Raw genomic sequence first — 21,726 nt, forward strand, 5'->3', positions numbered from 1 at the left:
AATTTTATAGTAAAAATAATAGTTTATTATCTGTTTTCTATAGATGTAAAAGATCTTTCTGTTTCACCAGTATAGATTTGACGTGGTCTACCTATTGGCTCTTTGTTTAATCTCATTTCTTTCCATTGTGCAATCCAACCTGGCAAACGCCCTAAAGCAAACATTACTGTAAACATTTCTACAGGAATACCCATTGCTCTGTAAATAATACCTGAATAGAAATCTACATTTGGATATAGTTTACGGTCTACAAAGTAAGGATCGTTTAAAGCTTCTTCCTCTAATCCTTTTGCTATCTCTAAAATAGGATCATTAACACCTAAACTATTTAATACTTCATCTGCAGCTTTCTTAATGATTTTTGCTCTTGGATCGAAGTTTTTATAAACTCTGTGACCAAAGCCCATTAATCTAAATGGATCGTTCTTATCTTTTGCTTTAGCCATGTACTTTTTAGTATCTCCACCATCTTCTTTAATAGCTTCTAGCATTTCTAATACTGCCTGGTTAGCACCACCATGTAATGGCCCCCAAAGTGCAGAAATACCTGCAGATAAAGAAGCAAATAAACCAGCATGAGAAGAACCAACTATTCTTACTGTAGATGTAGAACAGTTTTGCTCATGATCTGCATGTAAAATTAATAATTTATCTAAAGCATCTTTTACAATGGTATTCATTTCATAAGCTTCATTTGGCTGCTCAAACATCATTTGCATAATATTTTCTACATACCCTAAAGACTTAGAACCGTAATTTAAAGGCAATCCTTGTTTTTTACGCATTGTCCATGCTACTAAAACAGGAAACTTCCCTAATATTTTAACAATTGCTCTATACATATCTTCCTCTGAATCTACATTTACAGAAGAAGGATTAAAAGCAGTAAGCGCACTTGTTAATGAAGACAAAATACCCATTGGGTGAGCTGTCTTTGGAAAAGCATCTAAAATCTTTTTAACATCATCATCAACAACAGATTTAGATTTAATATCTGAATGAAATTTTTCTAATTGCTCAGTAGTTGGTAAATCACCAAAAATTAAAGCATAAGCAACTTCTAAAAAGTCTGCTTTCTCTGCCAATTGTTCTATTGGGTAACCTCTATATCTTAAAATACCTTTTTCACCATCTAAAAATGTAATGGCACTTTCACAAGAACCTGTATTTTTAAAACCAGGATCAATTGTAATCACTCCATTTGTTGCACCTCTTAATGATTTTATATCAATTGCAACTTCATCTTCTGTTCCTTTTACTAGAGGAAATTCGTAAGAATTATCTCCAATATGTAATTTAGCTATATCTGGCATTTATGTATTTTTTAATAAAATTTTTCCTTGCACGAAGATACCATATTTTAAAATATTTTAAAAGGATACAGATATAGATTTTTAGTATTAAAACATAAAATTGATTTATTTAACAATACCTTAATAAACAAGAAAACCTTGCAAGAATATTGCAAGGTTTTTATATAAAATATGATAATTGTATTATATCTTAAAAGCTTTCTCTTTTGGAAAGTAAGCAGTTGCTCCTAAAGCTTCTTCAATTCTTAATAATTGATTATACTTAGCCATTCTGTCTGAACGTGAAGCAGAACCAGTTTTAATTTGACCACAGTTTAAAGCTACTGCTAAATCTGCAATAGTATTGTCTTCTGTTTCTCCAGATCTGTGAGACATTACAGAAGTATACCCTGCATTTTTAGCCATATTTACTGCAGCTATGGTTTCTGTTAAAGTACCAATTTGATTTACTTTGATTAAGATTGAATTTGCGATTCCATTGTCAATACCTTTTGATAATCTCTCTACATTAGTAACAAATAAATCATCACCCACTAACTGAACTTTATCTCCAATTTTTTCTGTAAGGTATTTCCAACCATCCCAATCATTTTCATCCATACCATCTTCAATAGATATAATAGGATAATTAGCTGCTAACTCAGCTAAATAATCTGCTTGCTCTTGGCTTGTTCTTACTTTACCTTTACTACCCTCAAATTTAGTGTAATCGTATGCACCATCAACATAAAACTCTGCTGCTGCACAGTCTAAGGCAATCATAATTTCATCACCAAAAGAATAACCCGCATTTTTAACAGCTAAAGCAATGGTATCTAAAGCATCTTCTGTACCTTCTAAAGTTGGTGCAAAACCACCTTCATCACCTACTGCTGTAGATAAATTTCTATCGTGTAAAACTTTCTTCAGGTTATGAAAAATTTCAGAACCCATTTTCATTGCTTCAGAAAAGTTATTTGCTTTTACAGGCATAACCATAAATTCTTGAAATGCAATTGGAGCATCTGAATGTGAACCACCATTAATGATATTCATCATTGGTAATGGTAACGTGTTTGCAGAAACACCACCAACATATCTATACAAAGGCATTCCTAATTCATTAGCTGCTGCTTTAGCTGCTGCTAATGATACACCTAAAATTGCATTTGCACCTAATTTTGATTTGTTGCTAGTGCCATCTAAATCAATCATTAATTGATCTATTGCGTTTTGCTCAAAAACAGAAACTCCTAAAAGTTCTTCTGCAATAGTATTGTTTACATTTTCTACAGCTTTTAAAACTCCTTTACCCATGTAATCTTTACCACCATCTCTAAGTTCTACAGCTTCATGTTCTCCTGTAGAGGCACCTGAAGGAACAGCAGCTCTACCTACAATTCCGTTTTCTGTAGTAACATCTACTTCTACAGTTGGATTACCTCTTGAATCAAATATTTGACGTGCGTGTACACTTATAATTATACTCATTTTTATAGATTTAAAGCTCAATTATACAGAGCTTTGATTAGTCATTGCTAAATTACAAAATGTTGTATAGAATTAATAATTTGATTTTGAATAATTACGAAAACGTTTACTGAGTATCCTAAAATCAAAAAACCCACTCAATAAAATTGAGTGGGAAAATTGCTATGAAAAAGAAATGTGATTTTTACATCACACTTCAAATATACTATTATATTATAAATCAGGAATTAATACCACCTGAAAAACAGGTAAATTTCGATTAATAACCTTAAAGTGTAGACGAAACTTCTTTATTCTTGCTCAAACTATTTATAAATTGATCGAATAAATACACAGAATCGTTTGGTCCTGGACTAGCTTCTGGGTGATATTGCACAGAAAACACTTTTTTGTCTTTCATTCTAATACCTGCAACAGTATTATCATTTAAATGAATATGTGTAATTTCTACATCTGGATTAGCTTCTGTTTCTTCTCTATTAATTGCAAAACCATGGTTTTGAGAAGTAATTTCTCCTTTACCCGTTAAAAGGTTTTTAATAGGATGATTAATTCCTCTATGACCATTATGCATTTTGTAAGTAGAAATTCCGTTTGCCAATGCAATAACTTGATGCCCTAAACAAATTCCAAAAAGAGGTAAATCTCTTTTGATAATCTCTTTAGCTACTTCAATTGCCTCTGTTAAAGGCTCTGGGTCACCAGGTCCGTTGGAAATAAAATAACCATCAGGATTAAAACTTTCTAAATCTTCAAATTTAGAATTATATTGAAACACTTTTATATATGCTCCTCTTTTTGCTAAGTTTCTTAATATATTTTTTTTGATACCAATATCTAATGCTGATATTTTTATAGGTGAATCTTTTTCACCAATAAAATAAGGTTCTTTAGTAGATACTTTAGAAGCCAATTCTAAACCTTCCATACTTGGTACAGCTGCTAATTGCTTTTTAAGGCCTTCAATATTATCTACATCCGTAGAAATTATGGCATTCATTGCTCCATTGTCTCTAATATAAGAAACAAGTGCTCTAGTATCAACATCTGAAATAGCAACAAGATTATGTTTTTTAAACCAGTCTAATAAATTGCCATTAGAATCTACTCTAGAATGTGTAAAACTAAAGTTTCTACAAATTAAACCTGATATTTTAATTGAATCTGATTCTACTTCATTATCATTCACTCCGTAATTACCTATATGGGCATTGGTAGTTACCATTAGCTGACCAAAGTAAGAAGGATCTGTAAAGATTTCTTGATAACCAGTCATTCCAGTATTAAAACAAATTTCACCAGTTGCTGAACCTTCTATTCCTACAGACTTACCATAAAAGATAGTACCATCTGCTAATAATACTAACGCTTTTTTTCTTTGTTGATATTTCATTTTTTATTCTGTTTATTTTCTGCCATACAGAAAAAGTTTTACAAAAATAAGATATAAGCTTATTTTTAGCTAAAAGAGTTATTACTTTTTATTTACAAAAAAAGGGATAAACGTAAACGCTTATCCCTTTATATATTTTAAAAAATCTTCATTTTTTATTCCTCTGATTTCTCTTCAGTTGAAGTATTTTCTACTTGAGCAGTTTCAGTTTTCTTAGAACCTCCTCTTCTACTTCTACGTGTAGATTTTTTAGCTTTCGCACCTTTAGGATTATAAAGTTCGTTGTAATCAACTAACTCAACCATAGCCATAGGAGCATTATCTCCTTGACGATTTCCTAATTTAATGATACGAATATAACCACCTGGTCTATCAGCTACCTTTACAGATACTTCTCTAAAAAGTTCAGTTACTGCATACTTGTCACGTAAGTATGAAAATACTATACGTCTGTTGTGAGTTGTATCTGATTTAGATTTAGTAATTAATGGCTCTACAAAAACTCTTAATGCTTTTGCTTTTGCTACTGTAGTATTAATACGTTTGTGTTCAATTAATGAACAAGCCATATTTGCTAACATCGCTTTTCTATGCGCTGTCTTTCTACCTAAATGATTGTGTTTTTTTCCGTGTCTCATGACCTTTGTTTATTCTTTCATCTTGCATCTACCCATTTTGAGGAGCAAACTATGAAAGGTTAATCTCTATCTAATTTATATTTTGTTAAATCCATTCCAAAACTTAAACCTTTAACTATAACTAATTCCTCTAGTTCTGTTAATGATTTTTTACCAAAGTTTCTAAACTTCATTAAATCACTCTTGTTAAATGAAACTAAATCTCCTAATGTATCTACTTCTGCAGCTTTTAAACAATTTAAAGCTCTTACAGATAAATCCATATCGATTAATCTAGTTTTCAATAACTGACGCATATGTAAAGATTCTTCATCATATGTTTCAGTCTGTGCAATTTCATCAGCCTCTAAAGTGATACGCTCATCAGAGAATAACATAAAGTGGTGAATTAAAATTTTAGCAGCTTCTGTTAAAGCATCTTTAGGATTGATTGATCCATCAGTATCGATATCGAAAACTAATTTTTCATAATCTGTCTTTTGCTCTACACGAAAGTTCTCAATTGCATATTTTACATTCTTTATTGGAGTGTAAATAGAATCTGTAAAGATTGTTCCTATAGGTGCAGAAGCTTTTTTGTTTTCTTCTGCAGGTACAAATCCTCTACCTTTTTCAATTGTGATTTCTGCATTTAATTTTACAGATTTATCCATATTACAGATTACTAAATCTGGGTTCAATACTTGAAAACCAGAAATAAACTTCTGTAAATCTCCTGCTGTAAATTGCTCTTGACCAGATACTGAAACTGATACAGTTTCTCTATCTGTTTCATCAATCTGCTTCTTAAAACGAACTTGTTTTAAGTTTAATATAATTTCAGTAACATCTTCTACGATTCCTGAAACCGTTGAAAATTCGTGCTCTACACCATCAATTCTTAATGATGTAATTGCAAAACCTTCTAATGAAGATAATAATACTCTTCTTAAAGCATTACCTACTGTTAATCCAAAACCTGGCTCTAAAGGTCTAAACTCAAATCTTCCAGAAAAATCTGTAGATTCAATCATTATTACTTTATCAGGTTTCTGAAAATTTAAAATTGCCATTTGTTCTTCTTTTTAATTGTTATTTAGTTGCGCGGTTTTTGAGTGTGAAGAAATACTAAAAACCCTTTGGCCAAATACCAATATGATTAATTTATTACTTAGAATATAATTCTACGATTAATTGCTCTTTAATGTTTTCTGGAATTTGTAATCTTTCTGGTACCTTAACAAAAGTTCCTGATTTAGTATCATTATTCCAAGTTAACCATTCGAATACATTATTGTTAGATGCTAATGCCTCCTCGATAGCCACTAAAGATTTAGATTTTTCTCTAACTGCAACAACATCTCCTTCTTTTAAACTGTATGATGGAATGTTAACGATTTCACCATTTACAGTAATATGTCTGTGAGATACTAATTGACGAGCTCCACTTCTAGAATTTGAAATACCCATTCTGTAAACAACGTTATCTAAACGAGATTCACATAATTGTAATAAGATTTCACCTGTAATTCCTTGAGATGCAGATGCTTTTTTAAACAAGTTACTGAATTGACGCTCTAAAATACCATAAGTATATTTCGCTTTTTGCTTCTCCATTAACTGAGTTGCATATTCAGATTTCTTTCCTCTTCTTCTCGCATTTCCATGTTGTCCTGGAGGAAAATTTCTTTTTTCGAAGTTCTTATCTTCTCCGAAAATTGCCTCGCCAAATTTACGAGCAATTTTAGTTTTTGGTCCTGTATATCTTGCCATTTCTTTTTTGTTATGATTAGGGATTATGAATTAAGGCTTATCCTTCGAAAATCTTTTTCCTAATCGATTAAAATATAATTATACTCTTCTTCTTTTTGGTGGACGACATCCATTATGTGGAATTGGTGTAACATCAATAATTTCTGTTACTTCAATACCTGCATTGTGGATAGATCTAATTGCAGATTCTCTACCATTACCTGGCCCTTTTACATAAACTTTTACTTTACGTAAACCTGCTTCTTTTGCTACATTTGCACAATCTTCTGCTGCTAATTGAGCTGCATATGGAGTATTCTTTTTAGAACCTCTAAAACCCATTTTACCTGCAGATGACCAAGATATAACATCACCTTTTTTATTTGTTAAAGAAATAATGATGTTGTTAAAAGTTGCACTTACGTGAGCTTCTCCAATCGCATCAATTATAACCTTACGTTTTTTTGAACTTGCTTTTGCCATAATATTTGTTGTTCAGTCATCACTTAATAGTAAATTGTATCTAAATACGGCACACTACCAGTTAACAACTAGTTTAATCTCTAACTTATTTCTTCTTGTTAGCTACTGTTTTTCTCTTACCTTTTCTAGTACGAGAATTGTTTTTGGTTCTTTGACCTCTTAAAGGAAGACCTAATCTATGACGAATACCTCTTTGACATCCAATATCCATCAAACGTTTGATGTTTATTTGTACCTCAGAACGTAACTCACCTTCAATTGTGAAAGATCCTACTTGCTCTCTAATTGCTGCGATTTGCTCATCAGTCCAATCTTGAACTTTAATGCTTTCGTCAACCTTAGCTTCTGCTAAAACTTTTTTAGCTCTGCTGTTTCCTATACCAAAGATGTAAGTTAAAGCAATAACTCCTCTTTTATTCTTTGGAATATCAATACCTGCTATTCTTGCCATTACCCTTGTCTTTGTTTAAATCTAGGATTTTGTTTATTAATCACGTATAATCTACCTTTTCTGCGCACTATTTTGCAGTCGGCACTTCTCTTTTTAACTGATGCTCTAACTTTCATCTGTTTTGTTTTTAGTATCTGTAAGTAATTCTTGCTTTCGTTAAATCGTATGGACTCATTTCTAACTTTACCTTATCTCCTGGTAAAAGTTTAATATAATGCATTCGCATTTTACCTGATATATGAGCCGTAACAATATGACCGTTTTCTAATTCTACACGAAACATTGCATTTGATAATGCTTCTGTAATAGTCCCATCTTGTTGAATTGCTGATTGTTTAGCCATACTATTTATTCGATTTTCTATTGCTGTTTCCTGTTTTCATTAAACCATCATAATGACGATTTAATAAATAGGAATTAATTTGTTGTAATGTATCTATAGCAACACCAACCATAATGATTAGTGATGTACCTCCGTAAAACATTGCCCAACTTTGTTGTACTCCAAACTGAACTACAATTGCTGGCAAAATTGATAAAGCCGCTAAAAATAAAGAACCCGGAAATGTAATTCTAGATAAAACAGAATCTAAACGTTCTGCAGTATCTTTACCTGGTCTTATTCCTGGTATAAAACCACCACTTCTTTTTAAATCTTCAGCCATTTTATTCGTAGGAATAGTAATTGCTGTATAGAAAAAACTAAAAATGATAATTAACAATGCAAAAATAACATTGTAACCTAACCCATTAATATCTTGCAAACTTGCCATAAATGGAAACCTCTGAGCTAAAGCCATAGGAATAAACATTATTGCTTGTGCAAAAATAATAGGCATTACACCAGCTGCATTTAATTTTAAAGGAATATAATCTCTACTCCCTGCAACATTTTGTACGTTTCCTGCAACTGTTCTTCTAGCATATTGAACTGCAATCTTTCTTACAGCAGTAACTAATAAAACAGTAAGTAAAATTACTACGAACCAAACAATGATTTCAATTAAGATCATCATTACTCCACCTGCACCAGCATTTGTTGTTTTAGCAACAAATTCTTGTAAAAATGCAGCAGGAAAATTAGCAATAATACCAACAGTAATTAATAATGATATACCATTACCAACTCCTTTATCTGTAATACGCTCTCCTAACCACATTGCAAAAATAGTACCTGCAGTTAAAATGATTATCGATGAAACCCAAAATGTTGCTCCACTCACCAAAAAGGCTTCAGGACCAAGACCAAATTGAGTTTTAATAGCTGTAATATACGTTGGTGCTTGCACCAAAGTAATGGCTATCGTCAACCATCTAGTTATTTGTGTAATTTTTTTACGTCCACTTTCTCCATCTTTCTGTAACTTCTGTAAATAAGGAACGGCTATTCCCATTAACTGAACTACAATAGATGCAGAAATATATGGCATAATACCAAGTGCCATTACTGACGCTCTAGCAAATGCCCCTCCTGTAAATGCATTCAATAAACCTAAAAGACCACCATCTGTACTTTCTTTTAAAGCTGCAAGTTGTAATGGATCTACCCCTGGTAAAGGAACAGCAGCCATAAAACGATACACAGCAATTAAACCAATTGTTAGAAGAATTTTGTTTTTTAATTCTTCAATACTGAAAATGTCTTTTAATCTATTAATAAAATTCATCATTTACGAGATCTTATAAAGTAACAGCTTCTCCTCCAGCAGCTTCAATTGCCGCTTTTGCTGATGCTGTAAATTTATGTACAGTTATATTTAATTTAGCTTTTAATTCTCCATTACCTAATATCTTAACCAAGTCATTCTTACCTGCCAATCTATTAGCTACTAAAGTATCTAAATCTACTGTATCTTTTATTTTCCCTGCATCAACTAAAGATTGTAATTTATCTAAATTGATACCTTGATATTCTTTACGGTTTATATTCGTGAAACCAAACTTTGGTACACGTCTTTGAAGTGGCATTTGACCACCCTCAAAACCTATTTTTCTAGAATAACCTGAACGAGATTTAGCCCCTTTGTGACCTCTTGTAGAAGTTCCTCCATGACCAGAACCTTCACCACGTGCGATTCTTTTCCCTTTTTTAACAGATCCTTCTGCTGGTGTTAAATTGTGTAAACTACTCATTTTAAATATCTTATTTTGATTCCTCTACAGAAACCAAATGTGAAACTTTATTTACCATACCAACGATTGATGGAGTTGCCTCATGCTCAACAGTTTGGTTTAATCTACGTAAACCTAATGCCTCTAAAGTTCTTTTTTGATTCTTTAAACGCCCGATTTGACTTTTTACTTGTGTAACTTTAATTTTTGCCATCTCTTCTAGATTTATCCGTTAAATACTTTTTCTAAAGATATACCTCTTTGCTTAGCAATTGCTGCTGCACTTCTTAATTGAAGTAAAGCATCAAAAGTTGCCTTTACTGCATTGTGAGGATTTGAAGAACCCTGAGATTTTGATAATACATCATGTACACCAACAGATTCTAATACTGCACGAACTGCACCACCAGCAATAACCCCTGTACCAGGAGAAGCAGGCTTGATGAATACTTTTGCACCTCCAAACTTACCTTTTTGCTCATGAGGTAAAGTACCTTCTAAAATAGGTATTCTTACTAAATTTTTCTTTGCGTCTTCTACTGCTTTTGCAATAGCAGAAGAAACATCCTTAGATTTTCCTAAACCATGACCTACAACACCATTACCATCACCAACAACAACGATTGCAGAGAAACCAAATGCTCTACCCCCTTTTGTTACTTTAGTTACACGTTGTACACCAACTAATCTATCTACAAGCTCTAATCCGCTTGGTTTAACTCTTTCTACGTTTTTATAACCTTGCATAATTTCTTAAAATTTTAAACCAGCTTCTCTTGCAGCTTCTGCTAATACTTTAACTCTACCATGGTATAAATAACCATTTCTATCGAAAGCAACTGTTTCAATACCTGATTTGGTAGCTTTTTCTGCAATTGATTTCCCTACTGCAGTAGCTGCCTCAGCTTTTGAACTTGCTTTTATTTCTTTATCTCTAGATGAAACAGAAGCTAAAGTAACTCCGTTTACATCGTCTACTAGTTGCGCATAAATCTCTTTGTTACTTCTATAAACCGATAATCTTGGTTTAGTAGCAGTACCAGAAACGATCTTTCTAATTCTACGCTTAATTCTAGCTCTTCTTTGTAGCTTTGATAATGCCATAATGCTATATATTATGCAGACTTACCTGCTTTTCTTCTTAATACTTCACCAACAAACTTAACACCTTTACCTTTATAAGGCTCTGGAGCTCTGAAAGAACGAATCTTTGCAGCTACTTGACCAACTAATTGTTTATCAAACGAAGTTAATTTAATGATTGGGTTTTTCCCTTTCTCTGAAATAGTTTCAACCTTAACCTCTGGAGCCAAGTTTAAAACAATATTATGTGAGAAACCTAAAGCTAAATCTAACTTTTGTCCTTGATTCGATGCTCTATAACCAACACCTACCAATTCTAAATCTTTAGTCCATCCTTTAGAAACACCTTCGATCATGTTATTGATCAATGCTCTCATTAAACCATGTTGTGCTTTATGGTCTTTACTTTCTGAAGCTCTATCTAAAGTGATAGTGTTATCTTCAATACTTACCGTAATTCCTTCAGAAATAGTTTGTGATAATTCACCTAACTTTCCTTTTACAGTAATAACGTTGTCTTTAATGCTTACATCTACACCTTGTGCGATGCTAACTGGGTTTTTTCCAATTCTACTCATCTCTTAGGTTTAATAAACGTAACATAAAACTTCTCCTCCAACATTTTCTTGTTTTGCTTTTTTGTTTGTCATAACACCTTTTGATGTTGAAACAATAGCAATACCAAGACCGTTTAATACTCTAGGCATCTCTGAAGACCCTACGTATTTACGTAAACCAGGTGTACTGATACGTTGAATTTTTCTAATTACTGACTCTTTTGTTTCCTTGTCATACTTTAAAGCGATCTTAATAGTCCCCTGAACTTTATCGTCATTGAACTGATAGCTTAAAATATAACCTTGATCAAACAAAATCTTAGTCATTTCCTTCTTCAAGTTTGAAGCTGGAATTTCCACTACTCTGTGTCCTGCTGCAATAGCATTTCTTACTCTTGTAAGAAAATCCGCAATTGGATCTGTATACATATTTATTTAATTTGCGACTATGGTTTTCAATTTCCTCTATTTATGCTACAGATTTCTCTGTGAAAATTGAACCTTTAATCAGTTAAAATTCTAATACTCAAAAAAAATAGAGCGTGCAAAGATACACATTCTATTTTTATTTATAGACTTATAATGAAATTTCTACCAACTAGCTTTTTTAACTCCTGGTATCAATCCTTGATTAGCCATTTCACGAAAAGTTACACGAGAAATACCAAACTGTCTCATATATCCTTTTGGACGTCCAGTTAATTTACATCTATTATGTAATCTTACTGGTGATGCATTTTTTGGTAACTTTTGCAATGCTTCATAATCTCCAGCCTCTTTTAAAGCTTTTCTTTTCTCAGCATACTTTGCAACTGTACGTTCTCTTTTGCGCTCACGCGCTTTCATTGATTCTTTAGCCATTTCTTAATTTTTTTTGAATGGTAAACCTAATTCTCCTAATAATGACTTTGCTTCTTTATCAGTTTGAGCAGATGTTACAAATGTAATATCCATTCCATTGATTTTCTTAACTTGGTCTATATTAATTTCTGGGTAAATAATTTGCTCAGTAATACCTAAGTTATAATTACCTCTCCCATCAAATCCATTAGCTTTAATACCGTTAAAGTCTCTTACACGTGGTAAAGAAGCAGTAACTAATCTGTCTAAAAACTCGTACATTTTATCTCCTCTTAACGTAACTTTTACACCAATTGGCATTCCTTTACGTAATTTAAAAGATGCAACATCTTTCTTAGACATCGTAGAAATTGCTTTTTGACCAGTAATCTTAGTCAACTCTTCTACAGCATAATCTATTAATTTCTTATCTGCAATAGCAGCACCAACACCTTTAGAAACAACAATCTTTTCTAATTTTGGTACTTGCATAACATTCTTATAGCTGAATTCTTCAGTAAGACTTTTTATAACTCTTTCTTTGTATTCTGCTTTTAATCTTGGTACGTAACTCATGATTAATTCTATTTATTCGTTTTTTTAGAGATTCTAGTTTTAGTATCTCCATCAACATTATAACCAACTCTTACAGCTACACCATCTTCTACCAACATAACGTTAGATATATGCAGTGATGCTTCTTTTTTTACAATACCACCTTGAGGACTTTGTGCACTTGGTTTAGTGTGTTTAGAAACTAAATTCACACCTTCTACCAATACTCTATCCTTGTCTTTGATAATTTGTAAAACTTTACCTTCAGATCCTTTATGATCACCTGCAATAACTTTTACAGTATCTCCTGATTTTAATTTGAACTTCTTCATTTGTGTAATAGTTTAAAGCACTTCAGGTGCTAATGATACAATTTTCATAAATTGTTTCTCACGAAGCTCACGAGCAACTGGTCCAAAAACACGTGTTCCTCTCATTTCCTCTGTAGGATTTAATAGTACACAAGCGTTATCGTCAAATCTAATATAAGACCCGTCTTTACGTCTAACTTCTTTTTTAGTTCTTACAACAACTGCTCTAGATACTTGACCTTTTTTTACAGTTCCGTTAGGAGTTGCAGATTTTACCGATACAACAATTTTGTCTCCAATACTTGCGTAACGTTTTTTTGTTCCTCCTAAAACTCTAATTACTAAAACTTCTTTTGCTCCAGTATTGTCTGCTACTTTTAATCTTGATTCTGTCTGTAACATATTATTTAGCTCTTTCTAGGATTTCTACTAATCTCCAACGCTTAGATTTACTCATAGGTCTAGTTTCCATGATCCTAACAGTATCTCCTTCGTTGCAATCATTCTGTTCGTCGTGTGCAACGTACTTTTTCGTCTTTAAAACGAATTTACCGTACATTGGGTGTTTTACTCTTTTCGTTTCAGAAACAACAATAGATTTCTCCATTTTGCTACTAGAAACAACACCAATTCTCTCTTTTCTAAGATTTCTTTTTTCCATCTTTAAAACTGACTATAGAATTATTGTAATTCTCTTTTTGTTAATTCTGTTGCAATTCTTGCTACAGTTCTTCTTAAACTTCTCAACTGCAAAGGATTCTCCATAGGAGTAATTGCGTGAGCCATTTTAAGATCGGTATAATTTTTTTGCAACGCTACCAACTTTTCATTAAGATCAGCTGTAGATAATTCTTTAATTTCTGACTGTTTCATTTTCTTTAGAATTATGCGTTAATATCAAAATCTCTTGCGATTACAAACTTCGTTCTTACTGGAAGTTTCTGAGCAGCTAAACGAAGAGCTTCTTTTGCTACGTCCATTGGTACACCACCAACTTCAAACAAAATTCTACCTGGTTTGATTACTGCTACGAAATGATCTGGAGCACCTTTACCTTTACCCATACGTACCTCTAAAGGCTTCTTTGTAATAGGTTTATCTGGAAAGATTTTAATCCATAACTGACCTTCTCTTTTCATATGACGAGTAGCTGCAATACGAGCTGCTTCAATCTGACGTGAAGTTAATAAATTCTGGTCCAAAGATTTAATACCAAACATTCCGTTAGAAAGTTGATTACCTCTTTGAGAGTTTCCAGACATATTTCCTTTGCCTTTCTGTACCTTACGATATTTTACTCTTTTTGGCTGTAACATTTTTAATTTCTAGTTTAAAAATTATTTTCTTCTACGTGGTTGACGTTTAGATCTATCACCACCTTTACCACCTTGCTTTTTAGACAAACCAACTAAAGGAGATAACTCTCTTTTTCCATAAACCTCACCTTTCATTATCCATACTTTTACACCTAATCTACCATAGGTTGTATGCGCTTCAACTAAAGCATAATCAATGTCAGCTCTAAAAGTAGAAAGAGGAATTCTACCTTCTTTAAAATGTTCTGATCTAGCCATTTCTGCACCATTTAGACGTCCTGAAATCTGAATTTTAATACCTTCAGCATTCATACGCATTGTAGCAGCAATTGCCATTTTTATAGCTCTCTTGTAAGAAATTCTATTTTCAATTTGACGTGCAACACTAGTTGCAACTAATCTTGCATCTAATTCTGGACGCTTAATTTCAAAAATATTAATTTGAACTTCTTTACCAGTAATTTTCTTAAGCTCCTCTTTTAACTTGTCTACTTCCTGACCTCCTTTACCAATAATGATACCTGGACGTGCAGTAGTAATAGTAACGGTTACAAGTTTTAAAGTACGCTCTATAATTACTCTAGAAACACTTGCTTTAGATAATCTAGCATGAATATACTTTCTTATCTTATCATCTTCAGCAATTTTATCTCCGTAGTCATTTCCACCATACCAGTTAGACTCCCAACCTCTGATGATTCCTAAACGATTCCCAATTGGATTTGTTTTTTGTCCCATTTCTACTTTGATTAATTACTTAAACTTTTACTACCTAACTCTAAAGTAACGTGATTAGAACGCTTACGAATTCTATGAGCACGACCTTGTGGAGCAGGTCTTAATCTTTTTAACATACCTGCGCTATCTACACAAATAGACTTTACGAATAAACCAGCATCTTCTATAGATGAATCTTCATTCTTAGCTTGCCAATTTGCAATTGCAGATAACAATAATTTTTCTAAATTAATAGATGCCTCTTTAGGACTGAATTTTAAGATTTGCAAAGCTTTTTCCACTTCAACACCTCTTACTTGATCAGCAACTAAACGCATTTTTCTTGGTGATGTAGGACAGTTAGTAAGCTTAGCGAAAGCACGTTGCTTTCTATCTGCTTTTAACTGATCTGCCATATTTTTTTTACGAACTCCCATTTCCTACTATTTTTTACCTTTATTTTTTGCACCTGCATGTCCTCTAAAAGAACGTGTTGGTGAAAATTCGCCTAATTTATGCCCTACCATGTTTTCAGTAATGTAAACTGGTACAAACTGACGTCCATTGTGAACTGCAATAGTTTGACCAACGAAATCTGGAGTTATCATACTTGCTCTAGACCAAGTCTTAATAACTGTTTTATTTCCAGCTTCTACATTAGCTAACACTTTTTTCTCTAACTTATAGTGAACGTAAGGTCCTTTTTTTAATGATCTTGCCATAACTTAATTATTTCTTTCTACGTTCTATGATATACTTATTACTAGCCTTAGTCTTAGATCTAGTTTTGTAACCTTTAGCAGGTATACCATTTCTTGATCTTGGATGACCTCCAGAAGAACGTCCTTCACCACCTCCCATTGGGTGATCTACAGGGTTCATTCTAACAGCGTTAACTCTTGGTCTTCTACCTAACCATCTTCTTCTACCAGCCTTACCAGAAACTAATAATTGATGATCTGAATTAGATACAACTCCAATTGTAGCCATACAAGTAAGTAGAATTAATCTAGTTTCACCTGAAGGTAATTTAACAGTAGCATACTTACCATCTCTTGCCATTAACTGTGCAAAAGATCCAGCAGATCTTGCCATAACAGCACCCTGACCAGGACGTAACTCAATACATGAAATAGTTGTTCCTAATGGAATTTCACTTAAAGGCATTGCATTACCAATTTCTGGAGTAATACCACTTCCTGAAACTACAGTCTGACCTACAGTTAAACCGTTTTGAGCAATTACATATCTCTTTTCACCATCAGCATAACTAAGTAAAGCAATAAATGCAGTACGATTAGGATCGTACTCTATAGTTTTAACTGTTGCAGGAACATCTTTCTTATCTCTTTTAAAGTCGATAATACGATATTTCTGCTTATGACCTCCACCTATATTACGTGTAGTCATTCTACCTTGACTGTTTCGACCTCCAGATCTTTTTTTCGGTGCCAATAATGACTTTTCCGGCTTATCAGTTGTTATGGCGTCGAACCCATTTACAACTCTAAAACGCTGACCTGGTGTTATTGGTTTTAATTTTCTAACTGACATTGTGTCTTTTCTTAAAGATTGTTATAAAAATCAATACTTTCTCCTTCTGCTAACTGTACAATAGCTTTCTTATACCCACTTTTAATTCCAGTTACTAAACCTTTCTTAGTATACTTAGTATTTCTCTGAATTGGATAATTTAAAGTTTTTACACTTGAAATAGAAACTCCATATGCAGACTCAACTGCACTTTTAATTTCTAATTTGTTAGCGTTTTTATCTACAACAAATGCATAACGATTAAATAATTCACTATCGTTTGTTGCTTTTTCCGTGATAATAGGTTTAATTAAAATACTCATTTCCCTATTTGCTTAAATTTGAATTAATTCCTTCTAAAGAACCTTCTGTTATTACTATCTTATTAGCATTTAAAACACCATAAGTATTAATTTCTGAAGCTTTAATAACTTTAGAATTTTTTAAATTACGTGAAGACAAATAAACATTTGCATTTTCACCATCTAAAACAAATAATGATTTTTTAGCATCTAACTCTAAAGACTTTAAAACATCTACGAAGTTTTTTGTCTTTGGAGTGTCAAAGTTAAAATCTTCAACAACTACTAAATTCTTATCATTTGCTTGAATACTTAAAGCAGACTTTCTAGCCAAACGCTTTAAATTTTTATTTAACTTGAAAGAATAATTTCTAGGTCTTGGTCCGAACATACGTCCACCACCTCTAAAAACACCAGACTTGATAGATCCTGCTCTTGCAGTACCAGTTCCTTTTTGTTTTTTAATCTTTCTTGTTGAACCCACTATTTCAGCTCTTTCTTTAGACTTATGAGTACCTTGACGTTGATTTGCCAAATACTGTTTAACATCTAAATAAATTGCATGATCGTTAGGCTCTATACCAAATACATCTTTAGAAAGCTCAACCTTTCTACCTGTATCTTTACCTGTAATATCTAAAACTGCTACTTTCATTATTTCTGAATAGTTACAAAAGCGTTTTTATGTCCAGGAACAGCTCCTTTAACAACAAGTAAGTTCTTTTCAGCAACTACTTTTAACACTCTTAAGTTTTGTACTTTCACTTTCTCTCCTCCCATTCTTCCTGCCATGCGCATCCCTTTGAATACTCTTGCAGGATAAGATGCAGCACCAATAGAACCAGGAGCTCTTAAACGGTTATGTTGACCGTGAGTAGCTTGACCTACACCACCAAAACCATGACGCTTAACAACACCCTGAAAACCTTTACCTTTAGAAGTACCTGAAACATCAACAAATTCTCCCTCAGTAAAATGCTCTACAGTAATAGCATCTCCTAATTTATACTCTTCTTCAAACCCTTGAAATTCAACAACTTTTTTCTTAGCAGTTGTGCCAGCTTTTTTAAAGTGACCATCTAACGCTTTGTTAGAACTCTTTGCTTTTTTGTCATCGAAACCAAGTTGCAACGCATTGTAGCCGTCAACCTCTTCGGTTCTGACTTGGGTAACAACGCAAGGACCTGCTTCGATTACTGTACAAGGAATATTCTTCCCATTTTCATCAAATAAGCTGGTCATTCCAATTTTTCTACCTATTAACCCAGACATTAATTTTAAATTTTAAGACGATAGATTATTTTCCAGCGCGTCTATTTCTATTAATTGTTTGAAACAAATGTTTCTAATCTAGTCCTTTTACATTTCTCTAAAAAAAAAAGCGTCAAAACAAATTCAACGCTGATTTTGTTTTTCCGTTTTTCCTTCGCGAAACGCTCTGGACATGTAGTTTTGATTTATTTATCACAAATGCAAAACTTTACCCTACTCTATTTCGGGTTGCAAAAGTATAAAAAACTTTTGATTTAACAAAATCATTAAATCAAAAGTTTTTTTAGTAATACTTATACCTTAATTTCAACTTCAACACCACTTGGTAACTCAAGCTTCATTAAAGCATCAATAGTTTTCGAAGAAGAACTATAAATGTCTAATAATCTTTTGTAAGCAGCTAATTGAAATTGCTCTCTAGATTTTTTATTTACGTGTGGAGAACGTAAAACAGTAAAAATCTTTTTGTGTGTTGGTAAAGGTATTGGACCATTAACAATGGCTCCAGTACTTTTAACTGTCTTTACAATCTTTTCAGCAGATTTATCTACTAAATTATAATCGTAAGACTTTAATTTTATTCTAATTTTTTGACTCATCTTATTTGTTTTAGTAGATTAACCTTTAGCAGCAGCAATTACTTCTTCTGAAATATTAGAAGGAGTTTCTGCATAGTGAGAAAATTCCATTGTTGATGTTGCTCTACCAGAAGACATTGTTCTTAAGGCAGTAACATAACCAAACATTTCTGATAATGGAACTATAGCTTTTACAACTTTAGCTCCAGCTCTGTCTGACATATCGTTTACTTGACCTCTTCTTCTGTTTAAGTCACCAACGATATCTCCCATGTTTTCTTCTGGAGTTAAAACTTCTAACTTCATTAAAGGCTCCATGATCTTAGCTTTAGCAGCTTTAGCAGCGGCTTTAAAACCTAATTTTGCAGCCAACTCAAAAGACAATTGATCAGAATCCACTGCGTGGAAAGATCCATCCTTTAAAGTAACCTTCATAGAATCCATCTCATAACCAGCTAAAGGTCCGTTTCTCATTGCTTCTTTGAATCCTTTCTCTACAGAAGGTACAAATTCTTTAGGAACGTTACCACCCTTAATTATAGATTCAAACTGTAAACCTTGAACACCTTCATCTGCAGGCTCCATAGTAAACACGATGTCTGCAAATTTACCACGACCACCAGACTGTTTCTTATAAACTTCTCTATGATCTGCAGATGCAGTAATAGCTTCTTTATACTCAACCTGAGGTTGCCCTTGGTTAACTTCTACTTTAAATTCACGCTTTAAACGATCTACAATTACATCTAAGTGTAATTCACCCATACCAGAAATAATAGTCTGACCTGAAGCTTCATCTGTTCTAACTGTGAATGTAGGATCTTCTTCTGCTAATTTACCTAAACCAATACCTAACTTATCAACGTCAGCTTTTGTTTTTGGCTCAACAGCGATACCAATTACTGGATCTGGAAAATCCATAGATTCTAAAACAATTGGATGTTTTTCGTCCGATAAAGTATCACCAGTTTTAATTGATTTAAAACCTACAGCAGCACCAATATCTCCAGCCTCAATAAAATCAATTGCATTTTGCTTGTTCGCATGCATTTGATAGATACGTGATATACGCTCTTTTTTATTTGATCTGTTATTTAAAACATAAGAACCCGCATCTAAACGACCTGAATAAGCTCTAAAAAATGCTAAACGACCTACAAAAGGATCTGTTGCAATTTTAAATGCTAAAGCAGCGAATGGCTCCTTAACATCTGGCTTACGTAATTCTTCTTCGTCTGTATCTGGGTTAACACCCACAATACCTTCCTTATCAATAGGAGAAGGTAAATAACGACATACAGCATCTAATAAGAACTGAACACCTTTATTTTTAAATGCAGAACCACAAATCATAGGTATGATAGCCATATCCATAACAGCAGCTCTTAAAGCAGCATGTACTTCTTCTTCAGTAATAGAATCTTCATCTTCCATGAATTTTTCTAGTAAGTTCTCATCGTAACTTGCTACTTCTTCTATTAATAAAGCTCTATATTTTCTTGCTTCTTCTTTTAAATCTTCTGGAATTTCAATTACATCAAAAGTTGCCCCTTGTGTTTGATCATGCCATACAATAGCACGATTCTTCACTAAATCGATAATTCCTTTAAAACCATCCTCTTCACCAATATTTAAAACGATTGGTACAGCATTAGATTTTAACATATCTTTTACTTGCTGACAAACTCCTAAAAAGTCAGAACCTTGACGATCCATTTTGTTAACGAATCCAATTCTCGGTACTTTATAGTTATCAGCCAATCTCCAGTTTGTTTCTGATTGCGGCTCTACACCATCAACAGCAGAAAACAAAAAAACCAAACCATCTAATACACGTAAAGATCTATTTACTTCAACAGTAAAATCTACGTGCCCAGGAGTATCAATAATATTAAAGTGATATCCTTTAGTTTCTGGTGTTGGTTGCGCGTTCTCTAATGGAAACTGCCAAGTACAAGTAGTTGCAGCAGAAGTAATTGTAATACCTCTTTCTTGCTCTTGCTCCATCCAGTCCATTGTAGCTGCACCATCATGAACCTCTCCAATTTTATGAGAAACTCCTGTGTAATACAATACACGCTCTGTAGTTGTTGTCTTACCAGCATCAATATGTGCTGCAATACCAATATTTCTTGTATATTTTAAATTTCTAGCCATTTCTATTAAAATCTAAAGTGTGAGAATGCTTTATTTGCTTCTGCCATTTTATGAGTATCTACTCTTTTCTTAACAGCAGCACCTTCTTCTTTAGCCGCAGCTAAAATTTCAGCTGCTAAACGCTGTGCCATGGTTTTTTCATTTCTCTTACGAGTATATAAAATCATCCATTTAATTGCCATAGACACTTTTCTGTCTGGTCTAATTTGCATTGGTATTTGAAATGTTGCACCACCAACTCGTCTTGAACGAACTTCTACGTGAGGCATTACATTAGATAAACCATCTTTCCAAATCTCTAAAGCTGATTTTTCTTCACCTTCTCCTTTTCTTTCTTCTACGATATCTAACGCATCATAAAATACTTTGAATGCTACTGACTTCTTACCACTCCACATTAAGTTATTCACAAAACGTGTTACTAACTGATCATTAAATTTTGGATCTGGTAATAAGACTCTTTTTTTTGCTGCTCTTTTTCTCATGTTTTACATTAAAAAAGTTACTATTTTTACTTTTTTGGGCGTTTTGCACCATACTTAGATCTACGTTGGGTTCTACCCTCAACACCTGCTGTATCTAATGCTCCACGTACCACGTGATATTTAACACCTGGTAAATCTTTTACCCTTCCACCTCTAACTAATACTATCGAGTGCTCTTGTAAGTTATGACCCTCACCTGGAATGTATGCGTTTATCTCATTACCATTTGTTAATCTAACTCTGGCAACTTTACGCATTGCTGAATTAGGTTTCTTTGGTGTTGTAGTGTAAACACGTGTACAAACTCCACGTCTTTGAGGACTTCCCTGCAAAGCAGCCGATTTACTCTTCTTAGTTATTTTGGTTCTTCCTTTACGAACTAATTGTTGAATAGTTGGCATACTAAATTATTACTGTTTTTCGTTTATA

General features: G+C 33.1%; 35 protein-coding genes. All 35 read right to left on the reverse strand.

What is annotated here, in order from left to right; translation table 11 throughout:
* Positions 1 to 26: 26 nt before the first annotated feature.
* Positions 27 to 1,313: a citrate synthase gene (locus V7R38_RS00830; RefSeq protein WP_334055655.1), complete on the reverse strand. Its 1,287-nt coding sequence runs from the start codon at positions 1,311 to 1,313 to the stop codon at positions 27 to 29.
* 183 nt (positions 1,314 to 1,496) lie between these two features.
* Positions 1,497 to 2,783: a phosphopyruvate hydratase gene (eno, locus tag V7R38_RS00835; RefSeq protein WP_334055656.1), complete on the reverse strand. Its 1,287-nt coding sequence runs from the start codon at positions 2,781 to 2,783 to the stop codon at positions 1,497 to 1,499.
* Positions 2,784 to 3,051: 268 nt separating this feature from the next.
* Positions 3,052 to 4,176 (reverse strand): glutamine-hydrolyzing carbamoyl-phosphate synthase small subunit, encoded by a 1,125-nt coding sequence (carA, locus tag V7R38_RS00840; protein ID WP_334055657.1) that lies wholly within the window; start codon positions 4,174 to 4,176, stop codon positions 3,052 to 3,054.
* Positions 4,177 to 4,331: 155 nt separating this feature from the next.
* Positions 4,332 to 4,814 carry a 50S ribosomal protein L17 gene (gene rplQ / locus V7R38_RS00845; protein WP_015482246.1) on the reverse strand — a complete coding sequence of 161 codons (483 nt, stop codon included), beginning with the start codon at positions 4,812 to 4,814 and terminating at the stop codon, positions 4,332 to 4,334.
* 59 nt (positions 4,815 to 4,873) lie between these two features.
* A complete protein-coding gene (locus V7R38_RS00850; RefSeq protein WP_053973135.1) occupies positions 4,874 to 5,866 on the reverse strand; it encodes a DNA-directed RNA polymerase subunit alpha in 993 nt (330 codons plus the stop codon).
* Positions 5,867 to 5,960: 94 nt separating this feature from the next.
* Complete coding sequence (rpsD, locus tag V7R38_RS00855) at positions 5,961 to 6,566, reverse strand: 30S ribosomal protein S4 (protein WP_334055658.1); 606 nt, start codon at positions 6,564 to 6,566, stop codon at positions 5,961 to 5,963.
* A gap of 78 nt (positions 6,567 to 6,644) precedes the next feature.
* Positions 6,645 to 7,028, reverse strand: coding sequence for a 30S ribosomal protein S11 (gene rpsK, locus V7R38_RS00860; RefSeq protein WP_015482243.1), 384 nt, complete (start codon positions 7,026 to 7,028; stop codon positions 6,645 to 6,647).
* An 85-nt stretch (positions 7,029 to 7,113) separates the two neighbouring features.
* On the reverse strand, positions 7,114 to 7,479 hold the full coding sequence (gene rpsM / locus V7R38_RS00865) for a 30S ribosomal protein S13 (protein ID WP_015482242.1): 366 nt from the start codon (positions 7,477 to 7,479) through the stop codon (positions 7,114 to 7,116).
* Positions 7,479 to 7,595, reverse strand: coding sequence for a type B 50S ribosomal protein L36 (gene ykgO / locus V7R38_RS00870; RefSeq protein WP_004568720.1), 117 nt, complete (start codon positions 7,593 to 7,595; stop codon positions 7,479 to 7,481). The genes rpsM and ykgO overlap by 1 nt, the downstream gene beginning before the upstream one ends.
* Positions 7,596 to 7,606: 11 nt before the next feature.
* Positions 7,607 to 7,822: a translation initiation factor IF-1 gene (infA, locus tag V7R38_RS00875; RefSeq protein ID WP_015482241.1), complete on the reverse strand. Its 216-nt coding sequence runs from the start codon at positions 7,820 to 7,822 to the stop codon at positions 7,607 to 7,609.
* Between the two features lies 1 nt (position 7,823).
* Positions 7,824 to 9,146, reverse strand: a complete 1,323-nt coding sequence (secY, locus tag V7R38_RS00880) for a preprotein translocase subunit SecY (RefSeq protein WP_041383685.1) — start codon at positions 9,144 to 9,146, stop codon at positions 7,824 to 7,826.
* A 13-nt stretch (positions 9,147 to 9,159) separates the two neighbouring features.
* Positions 9,160 to 9,612: a 50S ribosomal protein L15 gene (rplO, locus tag V7R38_RS00885; RefSeq protein WP_015482239.1), complete on the reverse strand. Its 453-nt coding sequence runs from the start codon at positions 9,610 to 9,612 to the stop codon at positions 9,160 to 9,162.
* A 10-nt stretch (positions 9,613 to 9,622) separates the two neighbouring features.
* Positions 9,623 to 9,805: a 50S ribosomal protein L30 gene (gene rpmD / locus V7R38_RS00890; protein WP_015482238.1), complete on the reverse strand. Its 183-nt coding sequence runs from the start codon at positions 9,803 to 9,805 to the stop codon at positions 9,623 to 9,625.
* 11 nt (positions 9,806 to 9,816) lie between these two features.
* Complete coding sequence (gene rpsE, locus V7R38_RS00895) at positions 9,817 to 10,341, reverse strand: 30S ribosomal protein S5 (RefSeq protein WP_041383683.1); 525 nt, start codon at positions 10,339 to 10,341, stop codon at positions 9,817 to 9,819.
* Positions 10,342 to 10,344: 3 nt separating this feature from the next.
* Positions 10,345 to 10,695 carry a 50S ribosomal protein L18 gene (gene rplR / locus V7R38_RS00900; RefSeq protein ID WP_015482236.1) on the reverse strand — a complete coding sequence of 117 codons (351 nt, stop codon included), beginning with the start codon at positions 10,693 to 10,695 and terminating at the stop codon, positions 10,345 to 10,347.
* An 11-nt stretch (positions 10,696 to 10,706) separates the two neighbouring features.
* A complete protein-coding gene (gene rplF, locus V7R38_RS00905; RefSeq protein WP_334055659.1) occupies positions 10,707 to 11,252 on the reverse strand; it encodes a 50S ribosomal protein L6 in 546 nt (181 codons plus the stop codon).
* A 9-nt stretch (positions 11,253 to 11,261) separates the two neighbouring features.
* On the reverse strand, positions 11,262 to 11,660 hold the full coding sequence (gene rpsH / locus V7R38_RS00910; RefSeq protein ID WP_015482234.1) for a 30S ribosomal protein S8: 399 nt from the start codon (positions 11,658 to 11,660) through the stop codon (positions 11,262 to 11,264).
* Between the two features lie 162 nt (positions 11,661 to 11,822).
* Positions 11,823 to 12,092 (reverse strand): 30S ribosomal protein S14, encoded by a 270-nt coding sequence (rpsN, locus tag V7R38_RS00915; RefSeq protein ID WP_015482233.1) that lies wholly within the window; start codon positions 12,090 to 12,092, stop codon positions 11,823 to 11,825.
* Between the two features lie 3 nt (positions 12,093 to 12,095).
* Positions 12,096 to 12,647: a 50S ribosomal protein L5 gene (rplE, locus tag V7R38_RS00920; protein ID WP_334055660.1), complete on the reverse strand. Its 552-nt coding sequence runs from the start codon at positions 12,645 to 12,647 to the stop codon at positions 12,096 to 12,098.
* A gap of 8 nt (positions 12,648 to 12,655) precedes the next feature.
* Positions 12,656 to 12,958, reverse strand: coding sequence for a 50S ribosomal protein L24 (rplX, locus tag V7R38_RS00925; RefSeq protein WP_334055661.1), 303 nt, complete (start codon positions 12,956 to 12,958; stop codon positions 12,656 to 12,658).
* A gap of 12 nt (positions 12,959 to 12,970) precedes the next feature.
* Positions 12,971 to 13,339 carry a 50S ribosomal protein L14 gene (gene rplN / locus V7R38_RS00930; protein WP_015482230.1) on the reverse strand — a complete coding sequence of 123 codons (369 nt, stop codon included), beginning with the start codon at positions 13,337 to 13,339 and terminating at the stop codon, positions 12,971 to 12,973.
* Between the two features lies 1 nt (position 13,340).
* Positions 13,341 to 13,598: a 30S ribosomal protein S17 gene (gene rpsQ / locus V7R38_RS00935; protein WP_015482229.1), complete on the reverse strand. Its 258-nt coding sequence runs from the start codon at positions 13,596 to 13,598 to the stop codon at positions 13,341 to 13,343.
* Between the two features lie 20 nt (positions 13,599 to 13,618).
* On the reverse strand, positions 13,619 to 13,810 hold the full coding sequence (gene rpmC, locus V7R38_RS00940; RefSeq protein ID WP_015482228.1) for a 50S ribosomal protein L29: 192 nt from the start codon (positions 13,808 to 13,810) through the stop codon (positions 13,619 to 13,621).
* 11 nt (positions 13,811 to 13,821) lie between these two features.
* Positions 13,822 to 14,253 (reverse strand): 50S ribosomal protein L16, encoded by a 432-nt coding sequence (gene rplP / locus V7R38_RS00945; RefSeq protein ID WP_053973147.1) that lies wholly within the window; start codon positions 14,251 to 14,253, stop codon positions 13,822 to 13,824.
* Between the two features lie 21 nt (positions 14,254 to 14,274).
* Positions 14,275 to 14,991, reverse strand: a complete 717-nt coding sequence (gene rpsC, locus V7R38_RS00950; protein ID WP_015482226.1) for a 30S ribosomal protein S3 — start codon at positions 14,989 to 14,991, stop codon at positions 14,275 to 14,277.
* A gap of 11 nt (positions 14,992 to 15,002) precedes the next feature.
* Complete coding sequence (gene rplV / locus V7R38_RS00955; protein WP_334055662.1) at positions 15,003 to 15,407, reverse strand: 50S ribosomal protein L22; 405 nt, start codon at positions 15,405 to 15,407, stop codon at positions 15,003 to 15,005.
* A 6-nt stretch (positions 15,408 to 15,413) separates the two neighbouring features.
* Positions 15,414 to 15,692 (reverse strand): 30S ribosomal protein S19, encoded by a 279-nt coding sequence (rpsS, locus tag V7R38_RS00960; RefSeq protein ID WP_334055663.1) that lies wholly within the window; start codon positions 15,690 to 15,692, stop codon positions 15,414 to 15,416.
* A gap of 7 nt (positions 15,693 to 15,699) precedes the next feature.
* On the reverse strand, positions 15,700 to 16,524 hold the full coding sequence (gene rplB / locus V7R38_RS00965) for a 50S ribosomal protein L2 (protein ID WP_015482223.1): 825 nt from the start codon (positions 16,522 to 16,524) through the stop codon (positions 15,700 to 15,702).
* Between the two features lie 11 nt (positions 16,525 to 16,535).
* The gene (gene rplW / locus V7R38_RS00970; protein ID WP_015482222.1) at positions 16,536 to 16,826 is read right to left on the reverse strand and encodes a 50S ribosomal protein L23; all 291 of its coding nucleotides are present in this window, start codon (positions 16,824 to 16,826) and stop codon (positions 16,536 to 16,538) included.
* Positions 16,827 to 16,830: 4 nt separating this feature from the next.
* Positions 16,831 to 17,460: a 50S ribosomal protein L4 gene (gene rplD, locus V7R38_RS00975; RefSeq protein ID WP_015482221.1), complete on the reverse strand. Its 630-nt coding sequence runs from the start codon at positions 17,458 to 17,460 to the stop codon at positions 16,831 to 16,833.
* Entirely contained in the window at positions 17,460 to 18,077 is a 618-nt protein-coding gene (gene rplC, locus V7R38_RS00980; protein WP_015482220.1) for a 50S ribosomal protein L3, read from the reverse strand. Before rplC ends, rplD begins: the two co-directional genes overlap by 1 nt.
* Before the next feature lie 293 nt (positions 18,078 to 18,370).
* Entirely contained in the window at positions 18,371 to 18,676 is a 306-nt protein-coding gene (gene rpsJ / locus V7R38_RS00985) for a 30S ribosomal protein S10 (protein ID WP_015482219.1), read from the reverse strand.
* Positions 18,677 to 18,694: 18 nt separating this feature from the next.
* Complete coding sequence (gene fusA / locus V7R38_RS00990) at positions 18,695 to 20,812, reverse strand: elongation factor G (protein WP_334055664.1); 2,118 nt, start codon at positions 20,810 to 20,812, stop codon at positions 18,695 to 18,697.
* A 5-nt stretch (positions 20,813 to 20,817) separates the two neighbouring features.
* The gene (gene rpsG / locus V7R38_RS00995; protein ID WP_015482217.1) at positions 20,818 to 21,297 is read right to left on the reverse strand and encodes a 30S ribosomal protein S7; all 480 of its coding nucleotides are present in this window, start codon (positions 21,295 to 21,297) and stop codon (positions 20,818 to 20,820) included.
* Positions 21,298 to 21,323: 26 nt separating this feature from the next.
* Positions 21,324 to 21,698, reverse strand: a complete 375-nt coding sequence (rpsL, locus tag V7R38_RS01000; protein WP_015482216.1) for a 30S ribosomal protein S12 — start codon at positions 21,696 to 21,698, stop codon at positions 21,324 to 21,326.
* Positions 21,699 to 21,726 lie beyond the last annotated feature (28 nt).

The organism is Polaribacter sp. P097, from assembly GCF_036864555.1.
Lineage (GTDB): Bacteria > Bacteroidota > Bacteroidia > Flavobacteriales > Flavobacteriaceae > Polaribacter.

Excerpts from the sequence above, each read along its gene's own strand:
- V7R38_RS00830 (WP_334055655.1), bottom strand. The coding sequence starts at position 1,313 with ATGCCAGATATAGCTAAATTACATATTGGAGATAATTCTTACGAATTT.
- eno (WP_334055656.1), bottom strand. The coding sequence starts at position 2,783 with ATGAGTATAATTATAAGTGTACACGCACGTCAAATATTTGATTCAAGA.
- carA (WP_334055657.1), bottom strand. The coding sequence starts at position 4,176 with ATGAAATATCAACAAAGAAAAAAAGCGTTAGTATTATTAGCAGATGGT.
- rplQ (WP_015482246.1), bottom strand. The coding sequence starts at position 4,814 with ATGAGACACGGAAAAAAACACAATCATTTAGGTAGAAAGACAGCGCAT.
- V7R38_RS00850 (WP_053973135.1), bottom strand. The coding sequence starts at position 5,866 with ATGGCAATTTTAAATTTTCAGAAACCTGATAAAGTAATAATGATTGAA.
- rpsD (WP_334055658.1), bottom strand. The coding sequence starts at position 6,566 with ATGGCAAGATATACAGGACCAAAAACTAAAATTGCTCGTAAATTTGGC.
- rpsK (WP_015482243.1), bottom strand. The coding sequence starts at position 7,028 with ATGGCAAAAGCAAGTTCAAAAAAACGTAAGGTTATAATTGATGCGATT.
- rpsM (WP_015482242.1), bottom strand. The coding sequence starts at position 7,479 with ATGGCAAGAATAGCAGGTATTGATATTCCAAAGAATAAAAGAGGAGTT.
- ykgO (WP_004568720.1), bottom strand. The coding sequence starts at position 7,595 with ATGAAAGTTAGAGCATCAGTTAAAAAGAGAAGTGCCGACTGCAAAATA.
- infA (WP_015482241.1), bottom strand. The coding sequence starts at position 7,822 with ATGGCTAAACAATCAGCAATTCAACAAGATGGGACTATTACAGAAGCA.
- secY (WP_041383685.1), bottom strand. The coding sequence starts at position 9,146 with ATGAATTTTATTAATAGATTAAAAGACATTTTCAGTATTGAAGAATTA.
- rplO (WP_015482239.1), bottom strand. The coding sequence starts at position 9,612 with ATGAGTAGTTTACACAATTTAACACCAGCAGAAGGATCTGTTAAAAAA.
- rpmD (WP_015482238.1), bottom strand. The coding sequence starts at position 9,805 with ATGGCAAAAATTAAAGTTACACAAGTAAAAAGTCAAATCGGGCGTTTA.
- rplR (WP_015482236.1), bottom strand. The coding sequence starts at position 10,695 with ATGGCATTATCAAAGCTACAAAGAAGAGCTAGAATTAAGCGTAGAATT.
- rplF (WP_334055659.1), bottom strand. The coding sequence starts at position 11,252 with ATGAGTAGAATTGGAAAAAACCCAGTTAGCATCGCACAAGGTGTAGAT.
- rpsH (WP_015482234.1), bottom strand. The coding sequence starts at position 11,660 with ATGTATACAGATCCAATTGCGGATTTTCTTACAAGAGTAAGAAATGCT.
- rpsN (WP_015482233.1), bottom strand. The coding sequence starts at position 12,092 with ATGGCTAAAGAATCAATGAAAGCGCGTGAGCGCAAAAGAGAACGTACA.
- rplE (WP_334055660.1), bottom strand. The coding sequence starts at position 12,647 with ATGAGTTACGTACCAAGATTAAAAGCAGAATACAAAGAAAGAGTTATA.
- rplX (WP_334055661.1), bottom strand. The coding sequence starts at position 12,958 with ATGAAGAAGTTCAAATTAAAATCAGGAGATACTGTAAAAGTTATTGCA.
- rplN (WP_015482230.1), bottom strand. The coding sequence starts at position 13,339 with ATGTTACAGACAGAATCAAGATTAAAAGTAGCAGACAATACTGGAGCA.
- rpsQ (WP_015482229.1), bottom strand. The coding sequence starts at position 13,598 with ATGGAAAAAAGAAATCTTAGAAAAGAGAGAATTGGTGTTGTTTCTAGT.
- rpmC (WP_015482228.1), bottom strand. The coding sequence starts at position 13,810 with ATGAAACAGTCAGAAATTAAAGAATTATCTACAGCTGATCTTAATGAA.
- rplP (WP_053973147.1), bottom strand. The coding sequence starts at position 14,253 with ATGTTACAGCCAAAAAGAGTAAAATATCGTAAGGTACAGAAAGGCAAA.
- rpsC (WP_015482226.1), bottom strand. The coding sequence starts at position 14,991 with ATGGGACAAAAAACAAATCCAATTGGGAATCGTTTAGGAATCATCAGA.
- rplV (WP_334055662.1), bottom strand. The coding sequence starts at position 15,407 with ATGGGAGTTCGTAAAAAAAATATGGCAGATCAGTTAAAAGCAGATAGA.
- rpsS (WP_334055663.1), bottom strand. The coding sequence starts at position 15,692 with ATGGCAAGATCATTAAAAAAAGGACCTTACGTTCACTATAAGTTAGAG.
- rplB (WP_015482223.1), bottom strand. The coding sequence starts at position 16,524 with ATGTCAGTTAGAAAATTAAAACCAATAACACCAGGTCAGCGTTTTAGA.
- rplW (WP_015482222.1), bottom strand. The coding sequence starts at position 16,826 with ATGAGTATTTTAATTAAACCTATTATCACGGAAAAAGCAACAAACGAT.
- rplD (WP_015482221.1), bottom strand. The coding sequence starts at position 17,460 with ATGAAAGTAGCAGTTTTAGATATTACAGGTAAAGATACAGGTAGAAAG.
- rplC (WP_015482220.1), bottom strand. The coding sequence starts at position 18,077 with ATGTCTGGGTTAATAGGTAGAAAAATTGGAATGACCAGCTTATTTGAT.
- rpsJ (WP_015482219.1), bottom strand. The coding sequence starts at position 18,676 with ATGAGTCAAAAAATTAGAATAAAATTAAAGTCTTACGATTATAATTTA.
- fusA (WP_334055664.1), bottom strand. The coding sequence starts at position 20,812 with ATGGCTAGAAATTTAAAATATACAAGAAATATTGGTATTGCAGCACAT.
- rpsG (WP_015482217.1), bottom strand. The coding sequence starts at position 21,297 with ATGAGAAAAAGAGCAGCAAAAAAAAGAGTCTTATTACCAGATCCAAAA.
- rpsL (WP_015482216.1), bottom strand. The coding sequence starts at position 21,698 with ATGCCAACTATTCAACAATTAGTTCGTAAAGGAAGAACCAAAATAACT.